Raw genomic sequence first — 19978 nt, forward strand, 5'->3', positions numbered from 1 at the left:
TCTAGCGACCTACCTGAATATCGGACGGGCAGCCCTATTCGCTTCGGTCTTGCTTTGGATGGGGTTTACACTGTCCCCATATGTTACCATATGAGCGGTAGTCTCTTACACCACCTTTTCACCCTTACCTTTCGGCGGTTGTTTTCTGTTGCACTTTCCTTGGAGTCGCCTCCACCGGATGTTATCCGGCATCCTGCCCTATAAAGCCCGGACTTTCCTCACATTTGTGCGACCGTCTGTTTTACTAAAAGATACTTTAACATCCGGGAAAAGATTTGGCAAGGTAAAATTATACCATAACCACATTCCTTTTGTACGGATTACAAAGCTTTTCACCGTATTTTTCAAAGTGAATCGAATTATATAAAAAATCTGAATAAATATTATTTTCAAATATTTTAAGACTAGCAGGACTTAATATATCCCCTGCATTACTTACCTTACTGATAATCGGAAGCTCACTTCTTTTTTTCAGTTCCGAAAGCAGATCGCCTGCATCCTCTCTGAAACCTAAAAGCATCGGATAGGCGGCCATATTTTTTTCCGCCTTTATTTCTTCCAATAATTTCTTTTTATGATTTAAAAGCAAATGAAAAATTGCTCTGCTTATTCGGGTGTATGTGAAGTTCTTACTTTTAAGCTTCAAAATAAAATCACTGTAGTTTTTATTTTCAAGTTCAAATATATTTTTTTCTACAGTATTTGCAAGCTCTTTTGTGACATCACAGTAATCCAATAAATCTTCACACTTATAAAGCTTTTCCAATATGCTTCTTTGTACTGTAAATAAAAAATCATCATCAAGCACAGGCTTACTTTTTCTAAATAAATCTATATTTACCTCGGGTATGGCAGTTTTTATGCTTTCCATAAATATATCCGAGTTTGATTCACTGACAAGCTTTCTGATGGCTGTAGCCGATGAAAACTTGCTCTCCTCTATTTCCTTTTCATGGTAGCCACTTCCGCTTCTACTGATTATAACAGGATGAATATCAGCATTACTTAGTCTTATATTTTTTAGATATTCGATTGCAAGTATATTATTGGGAGAAGAAAGTATATTCTCTATCTCAGTAATATCTTCCCTCTCCTGTTCTTTCAATGCCTCTATTATCGCATTATGCCTTGCTTTGGCATAGTTTAACCCCTCTGCCATATGTTTTTTTACAGCAAGTTCCTGCTCTTTATCAGTTAAAACTTTTGCTACAGTATCAAGAAGTTTGTAATTATCATTTTCTGCACCGAATGATATAAAGTCCACGCCAAGTATTTTTAAAAGACTTATTCCAAATCCCGCAAAATCATTTGCACTTGCACCGCTAAACAGAGCCGGAATTTCAAAAACCGCATCAATTCCGGCATTTAACGCCATATTCGTTCTTATACTTTTATCAAATATAGCCGGTGCTCCTCTTTGTACATAATTTCCGCTCATAATTGCAATTATATAATCGGCACCTGAAATTTCTTTTGCTTTCTTTATTTGATACTCATGTCCGTTGTGAAAAGGATTATATTCCGCAATAATCCCCAATATCTTCATATTTAAATCACATCACTCATATCATATAGTCCTGCAGTCTTGCACTGTAAGAATTTAGCTGCGGATATCGCACCGTTTGCAAAGATTTTTCTGGAATAAGCTCTGTGACTTAATGTTATAACTTCATCTTCACCTGCAAAGATCACATCATGATCTCCGACTATTGTACCGCCTCTTACAGCCGAAAGCCCTATCTCATCAGATCTTCTAGGCTCATGTCTTTTGCTTCTGTCATAGGTATAAGTAAGCTTCTCATCCATATTTTCATTTACCGCATCCGCAAGTAAAATAGCCGTACCGCTCGGTGCATCAAGTTTTCTTCTGTGATGAGCTTCCACTATCTCTATATCAAAGCCTGCAGCTCTAAGTGTTGGAGCTATCTGTGTCAAAACTTTAGATAATGTGTTTATACCCAATGACATATTTGCAGAGCGAAGTATTGCCGTGTTTTTTGAAAGTTCATTGATTCTTCCGATTTGTTCCTCGCTTAGTCCTGTGGTACAAATAACGGCAGGTATCTTTTTTTCTTCAATAAAATCCAGAAGATTATCCACAGCCTTCACTGAAGCAAAGTCAATTACGGCATCCGCCTCTATATCTATCTTTCTTATATCATCAAATACAGGAAATCCCAAGTCCACATCTGTATTTAAGTCAACTCCCGCCACTATTTCAACAGTAGAATCCAAAGCTATAAGCTCGCTGACCACCTTGCCCATGGCTCCGTTTGCACCGTTTAATATTATTTTAGTCATTATAATATACCGTACTCCTTCATAGCCTTAGCCAAAGCATCCTCATGTGCCTTTTCCATCTGTGTAAGAGGAAGTCTAAGCGGTCCTACATTCTTTCCCTGTAAGTTCATTGCAGCCTTTACAGGTATAGGATTTACCTCTGTAAACAAATTCTCTACAACATCAAGAGCCTCTATCTGCATCTTTCTTGCCTTTACAAAATCACCGTCAAGTGCGGCCTGACACATATCATGTGTCTGTCTTGGAGCTACATTTGATAAAACTGATATAACTCCTTTTGCTCCGATACTCATAAGCGGAACAACCTGGTCGTCATTTCCTGAATACATATCTATCTCAGGGCAGAGTCTCAAAGTCTTTATTGCATTTGAGAAGTTTCCGCTTGCCTCTTTTACACCGACTATATTAGGTACATTATTTACCAGGTATGCAATAGTCTCAGGCTCGATATTTACTCCTGTTCTTCCCGGAATATTGTAAAGCACAACAGGAATATCTATTGCATTTGCTATTGCACTGAAATGCTGTATTAGTCCTTTTTGTGTAGCTTTATTGTAATAAGGTGAAACTACAAGCACACCGTCAGCACCGTATTCCTGTGCTTCTTTTGAAAACTCCACTGCTGTTTCCGTAGAATTTGAACCTGTACCTGCAATTACCGGAATTCTTTTGTTTACTATCTCAATTGTTCTCTTTATAACATCTAAATGTTCTTCTACTGTAAGAGTTGAAGCTTCACCTGTTGTACCGCATGCAATAATACAGTCCGTACCGCCTGCTATCTGCTCCTCAAGTATTTCCTCCAATTTATTATAATTTACACTACCGTCTTCATTCATAGGTGTAATAAGTGCAACACCTGCTCCTTCAAATATAGCCATAAATGACCTCCTAACTGTTTTGTCTTTTCTTTCTGATACTTATTGCGTCTGAACCTACATATCTCGCTTCTGTTTTTGAGTATGCAAACTTTTGCGAACTGTATAGTCCGTAATAGCCTGATAAAACGAAACTGACTCCCACTACTATAGCATAATAATTAAGTCCAAGGCTACCGCAAAATTCTATTCCCATAAAAATCGAGGCTATCGGACAGTTGGTTACTCCGACAAAGCATGCAATCATTCCACATACAGTACATAGCTCATAAGGAAGTCCGAACAGCTTTGCAAAAGCACCTCCGAAGGTTGCTCCTATAACAAATGTCGGAACTATTTCTCCACCTTTAAAACCTCCTCCAAGGGCTACCGCAGTAAAAAGTATTTTCATAAGAAATGCTTCATATCTCACATCTCCTTCCATACTTCTTTCTATCAGCCAGAATCCGCCTCCGTTGTAATCTCTGCTTCCCGAGATTACAGTTAATATTATAAATAAAATTGATGCAACTACAATCCTAATATAATGATTTTTAAAATATTTTTTATAAAGATCTGCACTTTCATGCATCACTACGGAAAACAATATCGCCACCGTTGCGCTTAAAGCCGCAAGCAATATCATAAATAATACCATCTTAAGGCTCCACTCCGGTGCGTTTTGCAATATAAATTTCTCTTCAGGTGTATGTAAAAGTCCTGCAATATATACTGCAACATATGATGAAAGTATACATGGAATAAGTGCCGCATGATACATTACACCTACGCTGAATATTTCCATACTGAATATTGATGCTGTAATCGGTGTTCCGAAAAGTGCCGAAAAGCATGCCGCCATTCCGCACATTATTGCAATATTTATATCGGCCTTATCTGAAAATCTGCTCTGTCCAAGCTTTAATCTTCTTCCGATAAAACTTCCTATACTTCCGCCTATCTGCAATGCCGCACCTTCTCTTCCTGCACTTCCTGAAGTCAAATGTGTAAGAAATGATGATATATAAATAGCCGGAGCCATCTTTAAAGGCAGTCTTTCTCCCGAGGAGATTGAATCAATTACATAGTTGGTGCCTCTCGGATTGTCGGCATGTATAAAATGATAAAGTGCCGCAATCAAAAGTCCCGCTATAGGCATAAGGTAAAGTGTATAGCTGTGACTTCTCCAGATTCTTGTCGCCAAATCTATGGCATGTCCGAAGCTTGAGCCCGCAACACCGACAACTACGCCTATTATAACTGAAACTATCCCCCATTTTATGCAATAGATTATATTGGTTTTAAAATGAAATTTATCTAAAAATCCCCTGAAATCTACATTTACTTTTCCATCAAGCATTATAAGTTCCCTTACTCCTTACAAGTTTAGGTCTGTACCCCTCTTTATTCAATCTTTCAACTATCTGTTTCTTATGCTCCGTTCCGTAAGCTTCAATAGTAATTCTAAGCTCTACTGCCGCATTTCTGTTTATACTTATAAACTGATTATGCTCAAGCTTTATAACATTTCCTCTCTCACTTGCCAAAAGGTCTGCTACCTTTGCAAGTTCACCCGGCTTATCAGGTAAGAGCACTGAAACGGTAAATATTCTGTCTCTTTCTATAAGTCCGTGTTGTATCAAAGATGCCATTGTTATAACATCCATATTTCCGCCACTCAATATTGAAACAATCTTTTTACCCTTTACATTCAGATGCTTCAGTGCGGCAACGGTAAGTAGACCTGAGTTTTCAACTATCATCTTATGATTTTCCACCATATCAAGGAATGAAACTATCAGCTCGTTGTCATTGATAGTTATAATATCATCTATATTTTCTTTAACATAATTAAAGAGCTTATCTCCCGGTGTCTTTACCGCGGTTCCGTCTGCAATTGTATTTGCAGATTCTAAAGTCACTATATGACCTTCTTTTATAGATGCTTTCATACATGCCGCATTTTCAGGCTCTACACCAATAACATGTATATTCGGATTCAACATCTTTGCAAGTGTTGCCACTCCTGCACATAAGCCGCCTCCGCCTATCGGTACAAGTATATAGTCTACAGTAGGAAGTTCTTTGATTATTTCCATCGCAATACTTCCCTGTCCTGTAGCAACTGTCAAGTCATTGAAGGGATGTACAAAGGTTGCTCCGCTCTCTTTAGCGTACTCCATAGCCTTTGCTGCGGCCTCATCAAATACATCCCCGTAAAGCTCCACATTTGCACCGTAGTTTTTTGTTCTGTTTATCTTTATAAGTGGTGTTGTGGTAGGCATAAACACCGTAGCCTTTATTCCTGCAAGTTTTGCGGCATATGCCACTCCCTGTGCATGATTACCTGCGGATGCCGTTACAATTCCTTTTTCCTTTTCTTCTTCAGATAAAGTAGATATCTTATAGTATGCTCCTCTTACCTTGTATGCTCCTGTATACTGCATATTTTCAGGCTTGAAAAACACTTTATTTCCTGATTGCTCTGAAAAAAACTCACTGAAAACCAGCTTGGTTTCCGATGTAACTCTTTGTACCAGCTCGCTGGCTTCTTCAAATTTTTCTAATGTAAATTCCTTCATGATTGCCTCGATTCTATTTTGCATAATTTGTAACAGCTTTTTTATTACTCATTACTAAACAGTGCATCTACAAATTCCTGTGAATCGAACTTGTGTAAATCGTCTATTTTCTCCCCCACACCGATATACTTTACCGGAATTGAAAGCTCCGCCTGTATTGCTACGGCGATACCTCCCTTTGCGCTTCCGTCAAGTTTTGTCAGTATAATTCCTGTTATATTCGCGGCTTCATTAAATACCCTTGCCTGTTCAAGTGCATTTTGTCCTGTAGTACCGTCAAGTACCACCAATGTCTCTCTGTATGCATCCGGATATTCTCTCTCAATTATTTTATTTATCTTTTTCAGCTCTTCCATAAGATTTTTCTTATTATGAAGTCTTCCTGCCGTATCGACTATCATTACATCGGTATTTCTTGCCACTGCGGCTTTGCAGGCGTCAAATACCACCGCTCCCGGATCCGAACCCTCATTTTGAGCTATTATATCCACACCGGCTCTCTTTGTCCATTCCTCAAGCTGCTCTATTGCCGCGGCTCTGAAAGTATCCGCTGCTACCACAAGTACTTTTTTTCCGTCTTTTTTAAGCTGGCTTGCAAGCTTTCCAACAGATGTGGTCTTTCCTACGCCGTTTACACCTATAACAAATACTACGGATTTTCTGTTTTCAAATTCATAAGCATTTTCACCCAGATCCATTCTTTGCTTTATAGTCTCAATAAGCACATCTTTACACTGTGAAGGTGAGGTAAGATGTTCTTCTTTTACTCTTTTTCTAAGTTCTTCTATGATATCTGTAGAAGCTCTGATACCGATATCACCCATAATAAGGGTCTCTTCAAGCTCCTCATAAAAGTCCTCATCTATTACATCATATCCCAGAAAGACATTTTCTATTCCGCTTACAACGGCATTTCTTGTCTTTGTAAGGCCTTCTACAAGCCTCGAAAAAAATCCTCTTTTCTTTTCTTCCATATAAAACTCCTAATTATCAAGTTCATTCTCTATAAGATTTACTGAAACAAGAGTTGAAACTCCTTTTTCCTGCATAGTAATTCCGTAAAGCCTGTCTGAAGATACCATAGTACCACGTCTATGTGTAATTACTATGAATTGTGTATGATCTGTCAGCTTATGCAAATACTTTGCAAATCTGTCTACATTTGAATCATCCAAAGCGGCCTCTATCTCATCAAGAAGTGCAAATGGAGAAGGCTTAAGGTTTTGTATTGCAAAAAGAAGTGCAATAGCTGTGAGCGCCTTCTCACCTCCTGAAAGCTGCATCATATTTTGAAGTTTCTTTCCCGGCGGCTGTGAAATAATTGCAATACCCGCTTCAAGCATATCATCCTGCTCTTCAAGTACCAACTTACCGCTACCGCCACCAAAGAGCTCCTTAAATACTTCATCAAATTCTTTGGCTATTTCTTCAAACTTTTCAGCGAACTGCTTTTTCATAGCAATATCAAGCTCTTCAATAATCTTTATCAAAGTTTCTTCAGCTTCCAAGATATCCGAATGCTGCTTTTTCATAAGCTCATATCTTCCCGAAACTTCATTGTAATCTGAAATGGCATTTACATTTACATTACCGAGAGCTTTGATTTTTGATCTGAGTTCCTGTATCTTTGCTCTGATATCATTTAAACTCATACCTGTATCGGTCTTCAGCTCCAAAGAAGAATTATATGTGAGTTCATATTCATTCCACATATAATTTGTTCGCTCAGAAATTCTTTCTTCGGATTTTTCTATCTGACCTCGCAGTCTATAGATATCTCTGTCAAGAAGTGAAACTCTGTCACTGTAAATATCTCTGTTTTCAAATATCTTATTCTGTGACTTACTTTTTGTTTCCTTGATTTCACTAAGCTCTTCTTCTTTTTTCTTAAACTCCTCTATTTTTTGAGCAAGTTCCTCTCTTGCCCTTTGCTCTTCTTCAATTCTTTGATGTTTCTCGGTTATATTTCTTATGATATCTTCAGCCTTACCCTTAAGTCCCGATTTCTCGGCTATAAGAGCATCCATATCCGCTTTTGTTCTGTTTACATTTTCATCGCTGAATTCAAGTCTCTGTGATATATTTGCATATTCAAGCTTTGAAGAATTAAGTCTTTCAACCACAGTTTCTCTTTTGCTTCTATGACTTTGAATTTCTTTTTCGATATTTTCAATATCTTTTCCGACTTTTCCAAAGTCCTCGCCTACATTAAGAAGTGTATTATCAAGCCTCTTAGTCTCATTTTCTATTTCCGTAAGTTCATTATCGATATTTTCAAAATCTGTCTGAACAGAAACAGATGAAGCCTTTAATTCATCAAGCTTTTCTATAAGACTGTTTCTTCTATGCTCTATATTATTTTTTTCAATAATAAGTTCCTGGCTCTGCACTCTGTTTTCTTCAAGTTTTGCATTTATGGAATTTCTCTCGACCTTGAAAGCTTCCACCTTATCATTTGCCTGTGTATAATTTTTTAAAAGCTCCGATATTTCGGCTTCAAGTTCGTCTATTTCACGCTTTCTACCAAGCAGATTTCCTGCACCTTTAAAAGCACCACCGCTTATAGAACCTCCCGGGCTTAAAGACTCACCGTCAAGTGTAACAACTCTGTACTCATATCTGAATTTCTTTTCAAAAGCAATCGCATTATCAATGTTGTCGATAACAACAATCTTTCCAAGCAGGCTTCCTACAAGGTTTACATAGGCACTGTCAAACTCCACAAGCTCCGATGCTATTCCTATAACACCTTTTTCTTTTAAAAATTCTTTATTTGAAAATGCTGAATTTCTGACTGAGGACAGTGGCAGGAATGTGGCTCTTCCGTATTTATTTTTCTTAATATAGTCAATAAGAATCTTTGCAGTGTTCTCCGAATCTGTAACTATATTCTGAATTCTTCCTCCAAGAGCCGTTTCTATGGCAATTTCATACTTTTGTGACGCCTTGATAATATCGGCAACAACTCCATGAATGCCGCCGATTCTGTCTCTGGTCTCCATAATCTTTTTTATGGAATTTCCATAGCCTTCATATCTTTCGGCAATATTTTTCATCGAAGTAAGTCTTGCGGATTCTCTTTGGTATTTAATCTGCAAGTCCGATGCCACCTTTGCAAATCTTGTTATCTCCGTATGAATTGCTTCATTCTTGTTTTCAAGCTCTTTTTTTGCCGCATTGACTGTGTCTATAGAAGCATTTATCTCTGAAAGATTTTTATCCTCTTCTTCAATCTTTATCTCTAAAGTATTTTGGCCTGTTTTACTCTCCAAAAGTCTCTGTGTCATTTGAGATTTTCTAAGTCTAACCTGCTCAAGGATACCTTTATACCTTTCCTTCTTTGCTCTAAGATCGGCATTCTTTGAGTTGAACTCTTCTGAAGCATTTTTTAAATCTTCAAGTCTTTTTGTGAGCTCATTGATATTTTTATCAATATTTTCAAGTTCTTCAAAAACACTGTTTTCTTTTTCGCGCGCTTCATTTAAAAGCTTTTGTAAAGAATTCTTTTCCTCTTCAAGTTTATCAAGTTCTTTTTGCTTTTTTTCTATATCACTGTCTATATTTTCGCCTCTTGATGCAAGATTTTCATTATTCCTGTTTTCGGAATTTATCTGCTCCTTTAAGATTTCAATATGTGAAGTGATTTCCTGCAATGTAATACTTGTAGTACTTCTGGTATTTCTTAATTCATCCAGCTCTTCATCTATCTTTTTTAAATCTGCAGTGATATTTTCATAGTCCTGCTTCGATCTTTCAAGTGAAGCTTTTGCATCGTTTAAATCATCTGAAAGAAGTTTTTCTCTCTTCTTATATTCATTCAGATTCTGAGTTATGCTGTTATACTCCATTATGTAGCTGTTTACGTCAAAGGTTTTCAGTTCTTCACGCAATGCTAAAAACTCTTTGGCAACCTTTGCCTGTCTTTCAAGAGGACCTACCTGTTTTTCAAGCTCTGTAAGAATGTCGTTTACTCTCACAAGGCTTTCTCTCTCAGACTCCAGTTTTTTTAGAGCCAGACCTTTTCTTCTTTTAAACTTTGTGATACCTGCCGCCTCGTCAAAAAGTTCTCTTCTTTCTTCAGGCTTTCCGTTGAGTATCTTATCTACCTGTCCCTGTCCTATAATGGAATATCCGTCCTTACCTATACCTGTATCAAAGAAAAGCTCACTGATATCCTTCAACCTGCAGGCTGAACCGTTTATCATATACTCGCTTTCTCCGGATCTGAAAAGCCTTCTTGAAACCGTAACTTCTTCAAAGTCTATATCAAGCTTATGGTCGGAATTGTCCAAAGTAATTGCAACATAGGCAAATCCAAGCGGTTTTCTAAGCTCGGTACCTGCAAATATGACATCCTGCATATTTCCGCCTCTGAGCTGCTTTGCACTCTGTTCACCAAGTACCCATCTTACCGCATCCGAAACATTACTTTTTCCTGAGCCGTTCGGGCCTACAATACCGGTTATTCCATTGTGAAAATCAAATACAATTTTATTTGCAAAGGATTTGAATCCTTGAATTTCAATACGTTTTAAATACATCCTTCAATTTTCCCCAATTTTTTTAGCGCTTCATAGGCTGCCGCCTGCTCCGCCGACTTTTTGCTTACACCTTCTCCCATTCCTATTGTTTTACCGTCAATTTTTACCGCAACTACGAATTTTTTCAAATGATCTGGCCCCTCTTCAGATATCGGGGTATACTCTACAGATTTTGAGTCCTGTGATTGAATCACTTCCTGTAATATAGTCTTGCTATCATAAAAGAAGACTTTATTTTCGTATTCATTCAGAATGAATTTTAAAATCACCTCTTTTGCATTAGCAAAACCACCATCTAAATAGATGCTGCCAATGAGTGCCTCAAATGCATCACTTATAATGCTCGGCCTCATCCTTCCGCCTGTATGTTCCTCGCCTTTTCCAAGCTTTAAAAACTTACTGAGTTTTATATTTTTGGCACAGTCCGCCAAAGCCGCTTCACAGACAAAACCGGCTCTTATTTTTGTAAGCTCACCCTCAGGTTTATCTGGGTAGACTCCATAGAAAAATTCACTGCTTACAAGCTCCAAAACGGCATCCCCCAAAAACTCTAGTCTTTCGTTTGATCCGTTTTTCCCCAGCTGATGCTCATTTGCATATGAACTGTGTGTAAGCGCCTGATTTAAAAGCTCTTTATTCTTATACTCATATCCTAATAATTCCTGTAATTCATTTAAATTATTATTCATACAAACCCTCTACTATTTCTAATTTTACAAAAGAGGCTATTATCATTAGATTGAATATTATGCTTCTTATTTTACAATCCTTGTAGCGTTTAACACTTTCGCAAAGCGAGACAGGATTCAGCAGTCGAGGACCTGTTTGAGTGCAGTTCGCTGCTCTTCAAGCGAACAAACGAGTTCCGCAGACTGCGTAAAATCCTGCGAAGCTTTAAGAAAGTGTTGCGATTAGGATTGTAAAATATAAGCGATAATAACTCATAATGGTTAATAGCCTCATTATCTTTCATCAAGGAGTCAGTTACCGGTTGCCTTCTTTATTTCTTCTACCGCATCATTTACAGTATGAATATTCTCTGCAACTTCCTGAGGTATCTCAAGCTCAAATTCTTCTTCAATTCCTGTAATAATCTCAAACAGGTCAAGTGAATCGGCTCCCAAATCGTCTACAAAAGCTGAATTAAGCTCAATTGTACTCTCATCAATATTTAAAACCTCAGCGATAATTTTCTTTAATTTCTCAAACTCCATTTTTTTCTCCATTCTAATTCTTTGTCATTTTTTCTCTTATAATATCACTCAAAGCTTCTTCTTTAAAGCTCTTGCATTGTAAAATTGAATTACAAATTTCATTTGCCTTTGAATTACCATGTGCTTTTACCACAAGGCCGTTCAAACCAAGTAAAGGCGCTCCGCCGTATTCACTTGCGTCAAAAGACTTTAATGTCTCTTTTAATGATGATTTTATCATCATTGCACCTATCTTTGTAAAGACATTTTTCATCAAAGCATCTTTTATCTTACCAAGCAGTGTAGAACCCAGGCCTTCATAAAGCTTAAGTATAACATTACCTACAAATGCCTCACAAACTATAATATCGGCACCGCCCTTAGGTATCTCTCTTGACTCTACGCTGCCGATGAAGTTGATATCGTCACATTCTTTCAAAAGCGGCATGGTCTCTTTTACAAGAGCATTTCCTTTTTCTTCCTCGGCACCTATATTTACAATGCCGACTCTCGGATTTTTTATACCTATTACTTTTTCCATATACAAGGAACCTATTCTGGCAAACTGAACCAGATGTTCAGCCCTTGCATCCACATTTGCACCGCAGTCTATAAGCAAAGACACTCCTTTTTCCGTAGGAATAAGCGGCGCCAATGCAGGTCTGAGTATTCCCTTAATCCTGCCTACTATAAGCTGTCCGCCTACAAGAACGGCTCCTGTGCTTCCGGCGCTTACAAATCCGTCCGCCTTACCTTCCTTTACAAGGTTCATTCCCACTACTATTGATGAATCTTTCTTTGCTCTGATAGCCGCTACAGGTGCTTCCTCATTTGTTATTACCTCAGATGCGTAAACCGCACTGCATCTGTCCTTATACTCTTCGGTTATCTTCCCCTCTAAAACCTCCTTCTTACCGACTAAAATAACATTAATGTCTTTATCTTTCTTTAAGGCATCAAACGCCCCTTTTATTATTTCTTCGGGTGAATAATCTCCACCCATTGCATCTAATGCAACTGTAACCATAACACACCTCGAAAGTAAGTTTTACTTTGATACCATTGTATCATATATGAATAGAAAAATATTCGCAATATGAAATTATTAATATAGAAAATATTTTTATTATATTTGGTATAACCTGTATTTATAGTCTAATAATTTGTCCGTCAAATCTTTAATGCCGTAAACTCATTATCACGCCAAAGATATACCGCATTTGCACCTGAGAGTTTCTTTCTGACAATTCTTCCCTTTTCTTCCAAAGCTTCCCCCTCTTTGCCGAGAGGTGTAATTACCCTGTTGTCTTCTATGATACACTCCACATCATCATGATACAGATTCTGCAAATAAACTTTATAAGAATTTATTTTTTCAAAATCATTTTCATTTTCTTTATCAACTATAAGATATACCATATCATTCCCGTCCTATAGCAAGAGTCATGCCGCCTTTTGCCGTTTTTCCCAGTATCAGATTATTACACTGTATAAGAACCGATCTTTCACATACATTCCCTACACCTACAGTCTGTTTTACAAAATCGGACTCGTTAAACTCTCCTTCAACCTCGTTTAGTTCATCCTTTGAAAAAGTATTAAAAGGAACCGAGAGTCTTTTGCTAAGTTCTTTGATTGCATTTTCATCTTTCTTTATATCAATGCTGCCTACCGCCTTCACTGCTCTTATATCAATGCCTTCTTCTTTCATTACTTCATTTACAAAATCCCACATTTTTTGTGTATCCGTATTTTTTTTACATCCTACACCAAGATATATATCCTTGGGTATAAGAGTCAGTACATTGTCATCATAAGTTCTGTCGGTAATCCTTACCTTTAACTCACAGTCCGCATTTAAAGGATTCAATTTCTTTTTGATATCTTCCACATTTATGCTGTCAATATCACTGTCAATATCCACCGACTTTTTATCAAGCAATGCGGCACTCACATCCTTTGCAAGTTTTCTTGATGAGATTATTAAATTATGCTTTTTTGCAAATACATCCACCGCAAATGTGTCGTTTATATCGGTGGCTGTAGTAATAATAGGAGTGGCACCAAGTGCCCCTCCTATATATTCCGCCAACTCATTGGCACCACCCACATGTCCTGAGAGCAGAGATATCACATATCTTCCAAGCTCATCTATAACCAGCACCGCAGGATCGCTAAATTTATCTTTTACATATGGTGCAATGCTTCTTATCGCAATCCCTGTAGCTCCGACAAAAATAATTGCATCATCACTGAAATGCCTCTTTACGGTTTCTTTCAAGTCCGTAAAGGCTTTCATTCTACTGTCTGAAATATACTTTGACATTGTATATGATGAAACATTGTTATTCTTCAATATATCCATCAATCTGATATTTACATCTTTACCATTTTTTGTAAATGAAAAAACAGTTATATTCATATCTTTTATAATCCGTATGTATATGTTTCGGTTTCGGTTTCCCTGCTTTCAGGTTTCTTTAAGCAGAAAATAACAAGCAAAATAACAGCCGGAATAACCATTGCATATGATATACGGTTTATGGACGTATTTACCAAATCGGTATTAAGAGCCGGAGGCAGATTTCCGATTGTATTGTTTACCATATGTATAAAAATCGTGTAAAAAATATTTCTTGTCTTGTAGTAAATAAGTCCCATAATACAGCCCATTATCGCTGTATACACGCTCTGAACAAAGATCATATGCCAGATACCGAATAATACTCCGGATACAATTATTGCAAACCACGGACTCTTTGTTATTCTCTCAAGTGAGTTGAAAATGAGCAGTCTGAAAAGTATCTCTTCAACTATAGGTCCTATAATTGATATTGAAAGCAATGACCAGATATATGCTCCGGACTCCAAATCGTCATATACTCCTGAAAAATACTCCACATTCTTTGCTATAAAAGGTATTGATACCAAAAATCTGTCAACTATTTCAAACCAAAGACCTGCTATACCATAGAATGCAAATCCCATTACAATACAGAAAATAAACCCTTTTACAAATCCAAGCTTAATTCCTTTTTCATGCTTCTTAACTATAAATATAGCCAATATCAGATAGATAACAATAAGTACCACCGATATCAATGTATCTACAAAAGCATTTATGCTCGGCAAAAGCGCATCAGGTACTATCATATATTTTACATCCAGATAATTAAATCCTCTGAATATAACATCACTTAGCCACTCATAGCTAAGATATAAAAGTGCAACTACAATGCACCAAAATACTACATTTTTATAATTTCTCTTCATACATCTCCTTATTTTTTCCGTTAAAAAGGTCGCAGATGAAAACACCTACGACCTTGTATAAACTAAAGTATTTATTATTCTTCAACAGACTCTGAAGTTCTTGCGTTCTCTTTCTCAAGCTCTTCATTTGCCTGTGTCAAAGCCTTGATACTTAATGAGATCTTCTTGTCTGCCTCATTGAACTCAACGATAACAGCCTCAACCTCATCTCCTACCTTAAGCACATCTGAAGGTTTTTCAACATGGTCATGTGAAATCTGAGATACATGCAACAATGCATCAACACCGTTTGAAATCTCAACGAATGCTCCGAAATCTGTCATTCTTGCAACTTTACCCTTAACAACATTACCACGTGCGAACTTCTCTTCAGCGTCAAGCCATGGATTTTGATCAGGGAACTTCATTGAAAGTGCGATCTTCTCACCTGAGATATCCTTAATGAAGGCTGTAACGGTATCACCTGACTTAAATACCTTCTTTGGATTCTCTACTCTACCCCAGCTCATCTCTGAGATATGTAAAAGACCGTCTGCACCACCAAGGTCAACAAATGCTCCGAAATCTGTAACATTCTTTACTGTACCTTCAATTACATCACCCGGTGTTATCTTCTCAAATAAAGCCTTCTTCTGCTCTTCCTTCTTAGCTACAAGAAGCTGCTTTCTGTCACCGATGATTCTTCTTCTCTTAGGATTGAACTCTGTGATAACGAACTCAATCTCTGTATCCTTATATTTAGATAAATCTCTTTCAAATGTATCTGATACAAGTGATGCAGGTATAAATACTCTTGCATCCTCTACCACTACACTGAGACCACCCTCAACTACCTGTACAACTTTTCCTGTAAGAACCTCATGGTTGTTGAAAGCATCCTCAAGCTTCTTATTACCTCTATCTTGAGCCAATCTCTTGTATGAGAGGAGAACCTGACCTTCTCCGTCGTTTATCTTTAAGACTTTTGCTTCCATGTCATCACCGACATTTACAACTGTTCTTAAATCTAAACCGTTGTCATTACTATATTCACTTCTTGTGATGATACCATCTGACTTAAATCCGACATTAAGAATGATCTGATCTTCCTTAACATCAATTACCTTACCGTTGACAACTTCTCCCGTGTGTAGAGTCTTGAATGACTCATCTAACATTTGTTCAAAACTTAGATCTGACAATATTTTGAACCTCCTCAATGATATGTTTTGGGGTTGACGCCCCTGCCGTAATACCTACACTATCCACAGAAAGTAAAGCATCATAATCTAGGTCTTCAAGAGTTTGAATAAAAACTGTATTCTTACATTCTTCCTGACATATTTCCACAAGCTTGCCTGTATTGGAGCTTTTTTTGTCTCCTATAACTATCATGGCATCCACATTTGATGCTATATTTTTTGCCTCAGCTTGTCTTTCCTGTGTTGCATTGCAAATCGTATTAAAACATCTTACATCATAACCCAAAAGCGATATTTTATCAATGATTTCTTGAAATTTTTTATGATTAAATGTCGTTTGAGCCACAATTATTATTTCTTTATCTTTTTTTAATTCTAAATTTATAAATTGTTCGATGTTTTCAACAGCATAGGTATTTTCATCTCCCCAGCCTCTTATTCCCATCACTTCGGGATGCTCGGGATTTCCGATTATTACCACAGTTTTTCCTTTACCGCTTTGTACGGAAACTATGGCATGAATTTTTTTAACAAAAGGACAGGTGGCATCCACCACTCTATGTCCGCTTCTTTTTACAAAATTAAATATCTCTCTGCTTACCCCATGTGAGCGTATGATTACAGTGCCTTTCGGCAGTGAAGCCAAATCTTCTATCTTAACGGCCTCCACACCTCTTTTTTTCATATCCTTCACAACTTCCTCATTGTGAATTATGGGTCCCAGAGTATAGACTATATCATTGCCTTTTTTGGCTTCTTCATATACGGTGTTTACCGCTTTTTCAACTCCGAAGCAAAAACCGGCACTTTTTGCTAATTCGACTTTCATCTTTCCTCTTTTACCATCGACAGTATCTTTGATACCACCTCTTCAAGTGTTATATCGGATGAATCCAGATAATAGGCATCATCAGCCTGCTTTAAAGGTGAAATCTTTCTGTTCATATCGGCTTCATCCCTTTTTATTATCTCATCCTCTATATCATTTATGTCCAAATCCGTATGTCCCTTTTCTAAAAGTTCCAGATATCTTCTTTTAGCTCTGACTTTTGAACTTGCACTTAAATAAATCTTTAAATTGGCATTAGGAAGTACTACGGTACCTATATCTCTGCCGTCCATCACCACATTTTCTTTTTGTGCAAGTTTTCTTTGAAGTGCCACCAGCTTTTCTCTGACAATGCCTATTGCACTGAATTTACTTGCCAGTTTTCCTATCTCTTCAAGTCTTAACTTACCTGTGACATCTTCTCCGTTTAGGATAACTTTCTGTGCACCGTCTTCGTACTTTATGCTTATCTCAAGCTTGTCCAACAAAGATTCGATTCTGCTGTCCGTACCGTCCGCCACATTATTCTCCAAAAAGAAAAGCGCCACAGCTCTGTACATTGCACCTGTGTCTATATAAATATATCCGAGTCTTTTACTTAAAGCCTTTGCTATACTCGATTTACCCGCTCCCGCAGGTCCGTCAATCGCTATACTGTTCATTTCCCGCTCCTTCTCCTGCCGCATATCCTGTTGACCATGCTATCTGTAGATTATAACCGCCTGTGAATGCATCCAAATCAAGTACCTCACCTGCAAAGAACAATCCCTTTATCTTCTTTGATTCCATAGTCTTCGGATTTATTTGTGAAACTTCAACTCCGCCCTTTGTTATTATAGCTTCATTAAAGCCTCTTGTAGAGCTTATCACATATTCAAGATTTTTTGTAGTATGAACAAGACTGTGTCTTTCCTCTTTTGTAAGTAGGTTCACCTTTTTATCGGGATCGAGCTTACTTTGATATATGACCTCATCTATCAGCTTTGCAGGAAAGAGTTTATTTAAAGAGTTCTTCAAACTTTTATTTTTTTGCTCTGCAAAATCTCGTAGAATTCTTTCATCAAGCTTTTCCTCATCCAGAGCCGGCTTTAAATCAATACTCAGTCTGTAGCCTTTTATATTTTTGTTTCCGATAACTGCAGATGCGGATATTATTACAGGTCCGCTCACTCCGAAATGTGTGAAAAGCATTTCACCGAATTCATCATATACAAGCTTTTTGTCATTGTAGATATAAGCATGGATATTCTTTAAAGAAAGCCCCTGTAATGCCTTTATTCTCTCGCCCTCTATGTTAAAAGGTACTAAAGAAGGATAGAGCTTACTTACACTTAAGCCTGCCTCTTTGGCAAATCTGTATCCGTCACCGTCGGAACCTGTAGCCTGATATGACATTCCGCCTGTAGCAACTATTACGGCATCCGCCATGATTTTATTTTTTCCGATTGCCACACCTATACATCTGTCATTTTCTATTATAAGCTCATCCACCTTTGTGTTAAGTCTTATATCCACATGCAGATCTCTTATTGCATTTTCAAGTGACTTTATTATATCCGAGGAATGATCGCTTAACGGAAATACTCTGTTTCCTCTTTCAATCTTGAGCTTTGTCCCGTTGTTCTCCACAAGATTCATAATATCTTCATTTGTGAAGTTTTTAAACGCACTAAATAAAAATCTTTTATTACTTACAACATTTTCCATCACCGTATTCATGTCTGAGGCATTTGTAAGATTACATCTGCCCTTGCCTGTAATAAATATCTTTTTACCGAGTTTTTCATTTTTCTCCAGCAGTATTACCTGCTTTGATGTTAAAGCAGCGGAGTATGCTGCTATCATTCCTGCCGCACCTCCGCCTATTATTATTACCTTTGCCATTTTACGATACCGATTTTACAAACATATCATATATAGCCTTTATAGTTGTTTCAAAGTCATTTTCCTTAACGCCTACAATGATATTAAGCTCTGATGAACCCTGATCTATCATCTTTACATTAACTCTGGCATGTGCAAGTGCCGCAAATATTCTTCCTGCAGTACCTCTGTTTGCCTTCATTCCTCTACCAACCACGGCTATAAGTGCAAGTCCCGACTCCATCTCTACAGTGTCAGGGCCTACGGCTCTGTGTATACCTGAAACTATCTGCTGCTCATGCTCTTCAAACTCGGACTGATGTACAAGTACGGTCATAGTGTCAATACCTGAAGGCATATGCTCTATAGAGATATTGTTCTGTGCAAAAACATCCAATACTCTTGCGCAGAAACCTACCTCAGAGTTCATCATTGCCTTATCGACATTTATGGCACAAAATCCCTTCTTACCTGCAATACCTGTGATAGTAAATTTGGAACTCTTGCAAGTACTCTCTACTATCATTGTACCCTTATCTTCCGGCTTATTGGTATTTCTGATATTAATAGGAATACCCTCTTTTCTTACAGGGAAGATTGCATCTTCATGAAGTACTGAAGCACCCATATATGCAAGCTCTCTAAGCTCCTTATATGTTATCGACTCTATGGTCTCAGGATTTGGTATGATTCTCGGGTCAGCCACCAAAAATCCCGATACATCTGTCCAGTTCTCATACAAATCGGCCTTTATACCTCTTGCAATTATAGAACCTGTTATATCTGAACCGCCTCTTGAAAATGTTCTGATTTTTCCCGAATGATCGCTACCGTAAAATCCCGGAATTACCGCTCTTTGAACTTTCTCAAGTCTCTCTGAAACCTCTTTGTTTGTAGCCTCCGCATCAAATGTACCGTCTTCAAAGAAGAAAATCATCTCTGCAGGATCTATAAACTCAACTCCAAGATATTTTGCCATTATAATACCGTTTAAATACTCACCTCTTGAAGCGGCGTACTCTCTTCCGGCTTTATTTAAAAACTGTTCTTCTATTTTTGCGAACTCATGATCAAGATTTAAATCAAGTGAAAGCCCATCTATAATTTCCTCATATCTTGCTTTGATTTTTTCAAACTTTTTCTTATATGCACCGCCTTCTACAGCCGCATCATATGTCTCATATAAAAGGTCTGTTACCTTCTCATCCTTGGAATTTCTTTTTCCCGGTGCGGACGGAACAACAAATCTTCTTGATTTATCAGCCTTTATGATATCTCCCACTTTTTTAAATTGATGTGCACTGGCCAGTGAGCTGCCTCCAAATTTTACTACTTTTATCATTATCTTCTCCAAACCT

Annotated in this window: 18 protein-coding genes and 1 other RNA gene; all 19 read right to left on the reverse strand. The window is 37.6% G+C overall.

The annotated features are described in order from the left end of the window. Positions 1-248, reverse strand: an RNA gene (gene rnpB, locus HMPREF1495_RS13460) — RNase P RNA component class A; the annotation flags it as partial. 41 nt (positions 249-289) lie between these two features. Beyond that, positions 290-1546: a tRNA(Met) cytidine acetate ligase gene (locus tag HMPREF1495_RS05930; RefSeq protein ID WP_034212890.1), complete on the reverse strand. Its 1257-nt coding sequence runs from the start codon at positions 1544-1546 to the stop codon at positions 290-292. A 2-nt stretch (positions 1547-1548) separates the two neighbouring features. Beyond that, positions 1549-2301, reverse strand: coding sequence for a 4-hydroxy-tetrahydrodipicolinate reductase (gene dapB, locus HMPREF1495_RS05935; protein WP_034212891.1), 753 nt, complete (start codon positions 2299-2301; stop codon positions 1549-1551). Continuing rightward, positions 2301-3182: a 4-hydroxy-tetrahydrodipicolinate synthase gene (gene dapA, locus HMPREF1495_RS05940; RefSeq protein WP_034212892.1), complete on the reverse strand. Its 882-nt coding sequence runs from the start codon at positions 3180-3182 to the stop codon at positions 2301-2303. Before dapA ends, dapB begins: the two co-directional genes overlap by 1 nt. Positions 3183-3192: 10 nt before the next feature. After that, positions 3193-4518 (reverse strand): chloride channel protein, encoded by a 1326-nt coding sequence (locus HMPREF1495_RS05945; RefSeq protein ID WP_034212893.1) that lies wholly within the window; start codon positions 4516-4518, stop codon positions 3193-3195. Continuing rightward, positions 4511-5740, reverse strand: a complete 1230-nt coding sequence (gene ilvA, locus HMPREF1495_RS05950; RefSeq protein WP_034212895.1) for a threonine ammonia-lyase — start codon at positions 5738-5740, stop codon at positions 4511-4513. The genes HMPREF1495_RS05945 and ilvA overlap by 8 nt, the downstream gene beginning before the upstream one ends. A gap of 44 nt (positions 5741-5784) precedes the next feature. Beyond that, positions 5785-6714 (reverse strand): signal recognition particle-docking protein FtsY, encoded by a 930-nt coding sequence (ftsY, locus tag HMPREF1495_RS05955; protein WP_009664101.1) that lies wholly within the window; start codon positions 6712-6714, stop codon positions 5785-5787. A gap of 9 nt (positions 6715-6723) precedes the next feature. Next, complete coding sequence (gene smc, locus HMPREF1495_RS05960; protein WP_034212896.1) at positions 6724-10281, reverse strand: chromosome segregation protein SMC; 3558 nt, start codon at positions 10279-10281, stop codon at positions 6724-6726. Then, on the reverse strand, positions 10272-10970 hold the full coding sequence (gene rnc, locus HMPREF1495_RS05965) for a ribonuclease III (RefSeq protein ID WP_009664134.1): 699 nt from the start codon (positions 10968-10970) through the stop codon (positions 10272-10274). The genes smc and rnc overlap by 10 nt, the downstream gene beginning before the upstream one ends. 291 nt (positions 10971-11261) lie before the next feature. Further along, the gene (gene acpP / locus HMPREF1495_RS05970) at positions 11262-11495 is read right to left on the reverse strand and encodes an acyl carrier protein (RefSeq protein ID WP_007592858.1); all 234 of its coding nucleotides are present in this window, start codon (positions 11493-11495) and stop codon (positions 11262-11264) included. A gap of 13 nt (positions 11496-11508) precedes the next feature. After that, entirely contained in the window at positions 11509-12501 is a 993-nt protein-coding gene (plsX, locus tag HMPREF1495_RS05975) for a phosphate acyltransferase PlsX (protein WP_007592860.1), read from the reverse strand. A 143-nt stretch (positions 12502-12644) separates the two neighbouring features. After that, a complete protein-coding gene (locus HMPREF1495_RS05980; RefSeq protein WP_007592862.1) occupies positions 12645-12893 on the reverse strand; it encodes a hypothetical protein in 249 nt (82 codons plus the stop codon). A gap of 1 nt (position 12894) precedes the next feature. Continuing rightward, positions 12895-13896 carry a cobalt-precorrin 5A hydrolase gene (gene cbiG / locus HMPREF1495_RS05985; RefSeq protein ID WP_034212898.1) on the reverse strand — a complete coding sequence of 334 codons (1002 nt, stop codon included), beginning with the start codon at positions 13894-13896 and terminating at the stop codon, positions 12895-12897. Positions 13897-13901: 5 nt separating this feature from the next. Further along, on the reverse strand, positions 13902-14747 hold the full coding sequence (locus HMPREF1495_RS05990) for a CPBP family intramembrane glutamic endopeptidase (protein WP_034212900.1): 846 nt from the start codon (positions 14745-14747) through the stop codon (positions 13902-13904). 74 nt (positions 14748-14821) lie between these two features. After that, positions 14822-15928 (reverse strand): 30S ribosomal protein S1, encoded by a 1107-nt coding sequence (gene rpsA, locus HMPREF1495_RS05995; RefSeq protein WP_007592865.1) that lies wholly within the window; start codon positions 15926-15928, stop codon positions 14822-14824. After that, positions 15909-16757 carry a 4-hydroxy-3-methylbut-2-enyl diphosphate reductase gene (ispH, locus tag HMPREF1495_RS06000; protein WP_007592866.1) on the reverse strand — a complete coding sequence of 283 codons (849 nt, stop codon included), beginning with the start codon at positions 16755-16757 and terminating at the stop codon, positions 15909-15911. Before ispH ends, rpsA begins: the two co-directional genes overlap by 20 nt. Continuing rightward, positions 16754-17419, reverse strand: coding sequence for a (d)CMP kinase (cmk, locus tag HMPREF1495_RS06005; RefSeq protein ID WP_034212901.1), 666 nt, complete (start codon positions 17417-17419; stop codon positions 16754-16756). The genes ispH and cmk overlap by 4 nt, the downstream gene beginning before the upstream one ends. Then, complete coding sequence (locus HMPREF1495_RS06010; RefSeq protein WP_034212902.1) at positions 17400-18641, reverse strand: NAD(P)/FAD-dependent oxidoreductase; 1242 nt, start codon at positions 18639-18641, stop codon at positions 17400-17402. Before HMPREF1495_RS06010 ends, cmk begins: the two co-directional genes overlap by 20 nt. Before the next feature lies 1 nt (position 18642). Beyond that, positions 18643-19962 carry an aspartate kinase gene (locus tag HMPREF1495_RS06015; protein ID WP_034212904.1) on the reverse strand — a complete coding sequence of 440 codons (1320 nt, stop codon included), beginning with the start codon at positions 19960-19962 and terminating at the stop codon, positions 18643-18645. Positions 19963-19978 lie beyond the last annotated feature (16 nt).

The sequence above is a fragment of the Lachnoanaerobaculum sp. MSX33 genome, from assembly GCF_000512995.1.
GTDB lineage: Bacteria > Bacillota > Clostridia > Lachnospirales > Lachnospiraceae > Lachnoanaerobaculum.

What these genes read in the sequence shown, in the direction of transcription:
- HMPREF1495_RS05930 (WP_034212890.1), bottom strand. Translation starts at nt 1,546, where the DNA reads ATGAAGATATTGGGGATTATTGCGGAATATAATCCTTTTCACAACGGA.
- dapB (WP_034212891.1), bottom strand. Translation starts at nt 2,301, where the DNA reads ATGACTAAAATAATATTAAACGGTGCAAACGGAGCCATGGGCAAGGTG.
- dapA (WP_034212892.1), bottom strand. Translation starts at nt 3,182, where the DNA reads ATGGCTATATTTGAAGGAGCAGGTGTTGCACTTATTACACCTATGAAT.
- HMPREF1495_RS05945 (WP_034212893.1), bottom strand. Translation starts at nt 4,518, where the DNA reads ATGCTTGATGGAAAAGTAAATGTAGATTTCAGGGGATTTTTAGATAAA.
- ilvA (WP_034212895.1), bottom strand. Translation starts at nt 5,740, where the DNA reads ATGAAGGAATTTACATTAGAAAAATTTGAAGAAGCCAGCGAGCTGGTA.
- ftsY (WP_009664101.1), bottom strand. Translation starts at nt 6,714, where the DNA reads ATGGAAGAAAAGAAAAGAGGATTTTTTTCGAGGCTTGTAGAAGGCCTT.
- smc (WP_034212896.1), bottom strand. Translation starts at nt 10,281, where the DNA reads ATGTATTTAAAACGTATTGAAATTCAAGGATTCAAATCCTTTGCAAAT.
- rnc (WP_009664134.1), bottom strand. Translation starts at nt 10,970, where the DNA reads ATGAATAATAATTTAAATGAATTACAGGAATTATTAGGATATGAGTAT.
- acpP (WP_007592858.1), bottom strand. Translation starts at nt 11,495, where the DNA reads ATGGAGTTTGAGAAATTAAAGAAAATTATCGCTGAGGTTTTAAATATT.
- plsX (WP_007592860.1), bottom strand. Translation starts at nt 12,501, where the DNA reads ATGGTTACAGTTGCATTAGATGCAATGGGTGGAGATTATTCACCCGAA.
- HMPREF1495_RS05980 (WP_007592862.1), bottom strand. Translation starts at nt 12,893, where the DNA reads ATGGTATATCTTATAGTTGATAAAGAAAATGAAAATGATTTTGAAAAA.
- cbiG (WP_034212898.1), bottom strand. Translation starts at nt 13,896, where the DNA reads ATGAATATAACTGTTTTTTCATTTACAAAAAATGGTAAAGATGTAAAT.
- HMPREF1495_RS05990 (WP_034212900.1), bottom strand. Translation starts at nt 14,747, where the DNA reads ATGAAGAGAAATTATAAAAATGTAGTATTTTGGTGCATTGTAGTTGCA.
- ispH (WP_007592866.1), bottom strand. Translation starts at nt 16,757, where the DNA reads ATGAAAGTCGAATTAGCAAAAAGTGCCGGTTTTTGCTTCGGAGTTGAA.
- cmk (WP_034212901.1), bottom strand. Translation starts at nt 17,419, where the DNA reads ATGAACAGTATAGCGATTGACGGACCTGCGGGAGCGGGTAAATCGAGT.
- HMPREF1495_RS06010 (WP_034212902.1), bottom strand. Translation starts at nt 18,641, where the DNA reads ATGGCAAAGGTAATAATAATAGGCGGAGGTGCGGCAGGAATGATAGCA.
- HMPREF1495_RS06015 (WP_034212904.1), bottom strand. Translation starts at nt 19,962, where the DNA reads ATGATAAAAGTAGTAAAATTTGGAGGCAGCTCACTGGCCAGTGCACAT.